This window comes from Microcystis sp. LE19-41.2A, assembly GCF_027530405.1.
GTDB lineage: Bacteria > Cyanobacteriota > Cyanobacteriia > Cyanobacteriales > Microcystaceae > Microcystis > Microcystis aeruginosa.
The window spans coordinates 1-6,804 of sequence record NZ_JAPZQJ010000294.1; the positions used below are offsets into that span (position 1 = coordinate 1).

Annotated in this window: 7 protein-coding genes; 1 reads left to right on the forward strand and 6 read right to left on the reverse strand. The window is 33.5% G+C overall.

From position 1 onward, the window contains the following. Window positions 1-361: 361 nt before the first annotated feature. Genes O9290_RS12600 through O9290_RS12610 form a run of 3 tightly spaced genes read right to left on the reverse strand, consistent with a single transcriptional unit; the run spans window position 362 to window position 4,133 of the window. Window positions 362-1,693 carry a protein kinase domain-containing protein gene (locus tag O9290_RS12600; RefSeq protein ID WP_193977012.1) on the reverse strand — a complete coding sequence of 444 codons (1,332 nt, stop codon included), beginning with the start codon at window positions 1,691-1,693 and terminating at the stop codon, window positions 362-364. Continuing rightward, window positions 1,690-3,315 (reverse strand): PP2C family serine/threonine-protein phosphatase, encoded by a 1,626-nt coding sequence (locus tag O9290_RS12605; RefSeq protein ID WP_287669712.1) that lies wholly within the window; start codon window positions 3,313-3,315, stop codon window positions 1,690-1,692. The genes O9290_RS12600 and O9290_RS12605 overlap by 4 nt, the downstream gene beginning before the upstream one ends. 17 nt (window positions 3,316-3,332) lie before the next feature. After that, window positions 3,333-4,133 carry a vWA domain-containing protein gene (locus O9290_RS12610; protein WP_002745527.1) on the reverse strand — a complete coding sequence of 267 codons (801 nt, stop codon included), beginning with the start codon at window positions 4,131-4,133 and terminating at the stop codon, window positions 3,333-3,335. Between the two features lie 248 nt (window positions 4,134-4,381). On the opposite strand from O9290_RS12610, the gene O9290_RS12615 reads away from it, so the two are divergent. Then, a complete protein-coding gene (locus O9290_RS12615) occupies window positions 4,382-5,752 on the forward strand; it encodes a helix-turn-helix domain-containing protein (RefSeq protein WP_288087117.1) in 1,371 nt (456 codons plus the stop codon). Between the two features lie 40 nt (window positions 5,753-5,792). Here the strand turns inward: O9290_RS12615 and O9290_RS12620 are convergent, their stop codons facing one another. The 3 genes from O9290_RS12620 to O9290_RS12630 form a co-directional block, all read right to left on the reverse strand. Next, window positions 5,793-6,230, reverse strand: coding sequence for a putative toxin-antitoxin system toxin component, PIN family (locus O9290_RS12620; RefSeq protein WP_002761089.1), 438 nt, complete (start codon window positions 6,228-6,230; stop codon window positions 5,793-5,795). Further along, on the reverse strand, window positions 6,227-6,490 hold the full coding sequence (locus O9290_RS12625; protein WP_002752205.1) for a hypothetical protein: 264 nt from the start codon (window positions 6,488-6,490) through the stop codon (window positions 6,227-6,229). The genes O9290_RS12620 and O9290_RS12625 overlap by 4 nt, the downstream gene beginning before the upstream one ends. A 92-nt stretch (window positions 6,491-6,582) precedes the next feature. After that, the coding region (locus O9290_RS12630; RefSeq protein WP_002744236.1) for a hypothetical protein at window positions 6,583-6,804 on the reverse strand (222 nt) is incomplete at its 5' end.

Below are 6,804 nucleotides of genomic sequence, written 5' to 3' on the forward strand. Positions count from 1 at the left end.
AAACCAGGCTCTTCTGGTTTCTGTGTGTAAACGAGGTCTATACTGATAGTTTCTTCTTTCAAAATAGTCCTAAAAGTCTTGCCCAGTAAGCATTTAACCTTACATAAGCAAAAATTATCACACAAAGTCGAGAAGAGCCTAAGTAGGTAGGCACAATTATTTGTAGGATGGGTTAGCGGTAGCGTAACATAATCGGGCGTTGGGTTTCATGCTTCAACCCAACCTACGTTCATTTTATATTTAATTCCACCCACCTACTTAAACCCGAAGAAATTGAAGCTATGGTTGATAAAAATAAAATTATTAATCAAGCAATGGAGTTGATTTTAGGATAGGAGAACTGCACAGAATAATCAGATAGCTAATTAAACCAGTTCAAAATTTTGTTCCAAATAGATGATACAGATGTTGTAAGTTTCTTCCAAATATTATCAAATTTATCCCAAATGTTTTCATCTGGAATAGGTACTGGTGCTTCTTTTCGAGGTTGTTGATGGAGTTTATCCCAATCTGTTGGAGGTGGTGTTTTACCCGTGTCAAATTTATCCCAAGCACTTGATGAATTGGTTTCAAGTTTTGTCCAGGGATCTGAAGATGTTGTATTTTTTGGACTGGTTTGAGTTTGAACTCCGTTAGGGGAGAAAGTCCATCCTTGACTTGAGGGAGGAGGGTATGGGGATGGAGTAGAATTATTAGATGTAAAACCCCAATTAGTAGGATTATTAACTACAGGAACAGGTGAAGTAACGATTGGAATAGGGTTAGTAGGAGGCACAAAACTCCATTTAGCTCCTGTGTAATTGTTGACTAAATTTTCAAGAGGTTGTAGGTTTTCAATATTTGATTGTTGACAAAATTTCTCTAATTCTTGGATAAAATACACAATCTCAGGAGAAAGATTTTTAAGTTCTTTGAAAATCTTGGATGAATTAGGTTTAATTAGGTCTTTTTCGGAAAATAGTAGCCTTTCTTCTTGTTGTATTTGTTGCCAATAGTTGGGATTTTCTGATAGAACAAGCAATGATAAATAAATTACCATTTCTGAGAAATAGTCAGCTTTTGGACTTAATTTAGATAACTTATTTCTGTTAGGATGTTGATAACCAGGGAGTCCTTTAATATTGTCGGTTGCGTTGCTTAATTGAGGAACATATAAACTATCATAGTCAATTAAACATAGATCACCATTTTTACGCACTATAATATTACCGTGTTGTAAGTCTCCATGAGAAATATTATTTTGATGGAGAATTTTAACCATTTCTAAGAATTTTTCGGCAAAGTTACGGATAGAAGTCTGGTTATTAATATTATTAGATATAAAGTCTTTAAAGCTAATACCATCAACCCATTCCATTCTAATAATGGGAAATCTTTGTCCATTGACTAAAATTCCTTGTTCTTGGTAAGCAAAATCAACAAAATAAGGAAGTTGAACTGTTTTAAGATAGGCATCAATCGCCTTATAACGAATTTTTAGATCCCCTAAATCTTCTATCCAACATTTAAGGGCATATTTTTTAGGATTAGTTTGAATTTCATAAACAACGGCTTTTCCGCCATTATGAGACAGTAAAAAGTTCTGATTTTGCTTTTGCTTAACAGGCTTTCCTTGTTGTAAAATACCATCGTATATAAATCTATCAGGGTATTTTACGACTGTTTCATAGTCAGTTCTAAGCGGATATTTCATTTTTTTACATACCCCACAAATGTAAATTTAGACCAATTGGGAAGGGAATCAAATTCAAGTTTTTTAAACTTTGATGGTTCGCTTAATTGTCCAAAAACATCCCTTTCTGATTCACTAGCCAAAGTTCTCAGATTTGTCTTGGGTTTTATTTCTATTTCATCCCTTGCACAAGTAGAACATTGATTCAAGATTGCTTGATTAGCATAAAGATCAATCTGAAATTTAATCCATTTGTCTCCTTCTTCTAAAATTAAAACCTGAGATGAGTCAGATAAAGCAGGAATAATAATTTCTTGAAAAGTTTGATCTTTGTAGATTTTATTTCCTTTTTCAAGGTTCATATATTTAGGTTCATATTTAGTGACTTGACTAGATGAATTTGAATTGCTTGATTGTTCAGTTTTTATACTATTTATTTTGTTAGCTGTCTGAGAAATAAAATATAATATGGTCGCAGTGGAGAGTATAGTTAAGAATATATTTAAAGGAATAAAAACAAGGAGAAGATTACGGATTCCATCTATTCCTTTAATTACGGGTGGTTTGTCTTCTCTCAGTTGAGGACTTGAAGAAGAAACTCCTCTCAAATTGCGGTGCGTCATGGGTAAAGATGGCAGAAATTTTAATAATGTTTGTAGATTGGAGCTTATTTTGGCAAAACCAGAAGTATCTTCTAAATTTTCAGCAGGAGTATTGTCTTTAGGTTCTTTTTCTACGCTTAAAGAATTGTTTTGATCTTCTTTAGAAGGCTGTTCAGTTTCATAACTTAAAGGTGAAATGATAGGAGTATTTTTTTGATTTTCTTTTCTGGTTTGTGTAGGCAAACTGACGATTTCACGATCACTGACTTCTAAAATCATTAAAGTGACATCATCATTTTTCATTTTTATTGTGCCATTATGTCTAGCAGATTTTACAAAATTCTCAAACTCCTGTTCTGAATTAATGGTAAGTAAAGTTGTTAAAATATCTCTTTGCTGTTCTGTATATTTAAAAATATATTCAGCTAGAGCGTCAGTTGCTAGTACAAAATAAAGCTTATCTGAATGTTGTTTGTATTTTAATTCGATGTCTAAAAACTCTGGCTCATAATCATCATTATTTTTAGAGCGACTTCCAAAATATCCAGGTCTATCATTAAAATTCGTTGATTTTTTCAATAAATAGGTTTGAATTAATTGATTTCCCTGAAAAATAAACAGACAGCTATCGCCAACAATTGAGATTTTTGCTTGATTTTCAATAAATTGTAACCCAATAAAGGTAGATGTTGCTGATTTAGAACGTTCCAAACCATTGTAAATCTCAATCCAGGCAAAATTATTACCGCTTTTTGCTTTTTCTAATTCTGCTCTAACTTCTTCTAACCATTTTTGCTGAATTAGTTCAAGCCATTCTTGCCAATTGTTTTTATCAATCTGGGGATTTTCACAAAAATAATCAACAAGAAGTTTTGACCATATACTTGAGTAAAATGATTGAGTTGCACCATCGGCGATCGCAAAACAATTCTTAGCTTCATTATAGCTAAAATTATCTTGACAACCGCTAATGGTTTCCATCTCTTTATGAGTTCTATCACTGAACCGACGGATGACTGAAACTTTATGATGAGATTCCATAATTAATGACAATAACTTTAGCGTAATGCTCCTTGAGAACCAAATTGAAGAAGTTTAATCAGTGCTTCAGCATCAGCATTAAAGATAAAACCTCTGGCATTAGGTTGAACATTAAAACCCGCATTTTTGGCACTCTCAGCAAGAGGATCAGGAAGCACACTGGAAATATCAAACAAAAAGTTAGCAAATTTATTATTGTTAAAACCAGCATTGTCACTAGGTAACTCTATTTTCCCTGCTGATGCGTTAGAAATATGAGCATTCAAAACAATCACGTTACCGTCACTTGTTTTAAGTTGTGCTAGTTTTTTCGCTTCAGTAGTAGCAGCATTAAAATCATTAGGTTCTCCATCGGTTATATTAATAACAACGGGTGGAAAGCTATCGGGATGATTAGAAATAAATTTTTCTACCCCATTATAAGCCTGTTTAAAGGCTTCAGCCATTGGTGTTCCATTACTTGCAGTCGGTTTCACAAACACTCGCATTACTTCATCCACTTCAACCAACCCACCTGCACCATCAGAGACTTTTCTCTTAAGGGTTGTTGTATTGGGATTTTTAGCCAACTCTGAGGCTTTGTCTAGAAATAGTATATTAATACTTGCTCCATAGCCAACCACTGCCACAAAACATCTGTCTTTAATCTCATTACCCGATGAACAAGCTGTAATAATTTCTCCGATGACTCGATTAACGGCTAATGCGGCAAACTCTGCTTTATTTGAATTAGCGTATTTATCTGACATTGAAGCTGACTGATCAATCATAATCAGGATAAATCCAGGGTTGGCTCTACTCAGTAGTTCTTGATACATAACTTAAAGATTACTTCATTGATTTTTGAAATGGAAAAGATGATCATGTCACCGCAAAATGGGCTATGATGACAATCTAGCAAGCAAATAGGACTAATTAGCTTGATTTACCTAACATCTCAGTATTGTAGCGCTTGATTTTAGTACCAAAGTAGGCTTTGGTACACAATTTATAGGTAGGTTACGGTACAGTCTTAGTTCCGTTTGGTATAATATATTTGATTAACCCTCTAATTTTTTAACCAGAAATGAATAATATTGACCAAGTTTTGCAATATGTTGATGATTTAATGTTTGAGAAAGTGGAGTCTCATCTGACACCAGTACAAGAAGCAATCTTGACAGGGGTTTGGCAAGGTCAAAAATATTGGCAAATTGCTCAATCTTTTAATGGTTGTAGTGAATCTCATATTAAAAAAGAGGCTGCTAACTTATGGAAAAAGTTGGGTAAGGTATTAGACGAAGATGTTAATAAAGATAATTTACGATCCAAGTTAGAAAGAAAATATCGGGTTTCTCAAACTTCTAATTTTGGTCATTGTTTACAAGTTAATCAAGGAAATATTCATATTTGTGATCAATCTTTACAAACAATTAATAATGGGAAAAAAACAAAAAATTTTTTACGCAATGACGATCAATCCCCCATAATTGACTTAACAAAAGCTCCTGAATTAAGGTATAACTATGGACGTAAGTTAGAAATATCAACCTTAAAAGAATGGCTAGATAATAAAACTCGATTAATTACTATTTATGGGTTAACTGGAATCGGAAAAACAGCTTTAACCCTTAAATTAGTTTCAGAAATTGCCCCACAATTTGATTATATTATTTACCGCAGTCTGGAAAATATTCCTCAATTAATCGCTCTCAAAGATGATCTAAAACAGTTTTTCAACCAATCTCTATCAACCCCCTTACCTGATATAATAGATTATCTAAGCTCCTATCGTTGTTTAATTATTCTTGATGATGTGCAGAATATTTTTAAACCGGGGGAATTAGCAGGTAAATATTTAAACGACTGTCAGGATTATCATAAATTTTTTCAGCAAATTGCTACCACATCTCATCAAAGTTGCTTGATTTTAATTAGTTGGGAACTTCCCAGAGATTTTGTCACCTTAAAATCCGATAAAATTAAAACTTTATACCTGCAAGGTTTAACAACAGAATTTGAAGAAATCTTCAAAGAATACGGTTTAAAAAGTGAGGATAAATGGACGAAACTGAGCGAACTTTATCAAGGTCATCCTAACTGGTTAAATATCATCTCCTCAACCATTATTGAGCTATTTGATGGGGAAGTATCCTTATTTTTAGAACAAATGAACAATGAAATTTATTTAGGGGATATAGAAAACTCGATCGAATGTCATTTACAGCGTTTATCCGCAACAGAAAAAAATGTGATGCACTGGTTAGCTAATCAAACTGAAGCGGTAGAAAAGTTTCCCAAAACTGGTAATCTTGACCTTTCTCAATCCCAATTTTGGGCAGCTATTCAGTCATTAATGAGACGCTGTTTACTGGATAAATTACCATCAGAAACCTCGTCCTATTTTCCTATTAATCCTGTCTTTAAATCTTATCTTAAAAGAAATCCTAACGATTAGGATTATCTCTTTACAAATAGATGCGATCGCATTTTTATCTTTAACTATTTTGCAAAACTTGTAAGAATAAATTTGGCGATAAAATTTGTGTATGATGATAATGCTTTAGCGGTAAAATGTGTTTTTTATCTAAAGAAACTAGATAATCAGCACCTATTTCGTAAGCGGCTGCCAAAAACATATTATCATTTGGATCAACCTGATCGAGTAGCGTTGCTTGATAAATGCCTTGAATTTTGATAGCAGTATAAAAAATAGCCGTTAAAATCTCCTTAATATCATTTCTGTCAATATTTTTCAGTAATAGTTTTTCAACCAATTCCTCCAATAATTGAGGAGAAATAACTAACTTAAATCTACCCTCTCGCCAATAACGAATAATTTGACAAGGCGCACTGTTAGGATTTTTACTTAACAAAGCTGAAAGAAAAACCGAAGTATCAAGAATAACAAGAGGTGAATCTTGAGCAAACATCATAGTAAATCAGATTCTTCTAAGTTTCCTGAAATTCTCACACAAGCGTCATCAAATTTTTGCCAAACTTCATGATAACAATTATCGGGCATATTTTGAACCTCATTTAATGTTTCCATAATCAAATCTTTGGCCTGTTTTCTATTTACATTTTCTTTTAAAACTTCTAAATGCTTGTGTAACTGTTCTAATAACCATTGTTTATCTTCAAACGAAAAATTTCGTAACTTTTGTTCAAGTTCAATAATTTGAGGGGATATCATAAAATTAACTCCACTTAACATTGAGCTATATCATAATTCTAACAACAAAAAAGCACCCCCTCGCGGGAGTGCCTTTTCGTTCAGACTAGGAATTAACCATTGATAGCAGGAGCAATCAGAGCTACAGGAGCCTGTTCACCACTAGCCAAGTCTAAGGGGAAGTTATGTGCATTACGCTCGTGCATTACTTCCATACCGATACCAGCGCGGTTTAACACATCGGCCCAAGTACCGATTACACGACCTTGAGAATCGAGAATCGACTGGTTGAAGTTGAAACCGTTGAGGTTGAACGCCATGGTGCTAACACCCAT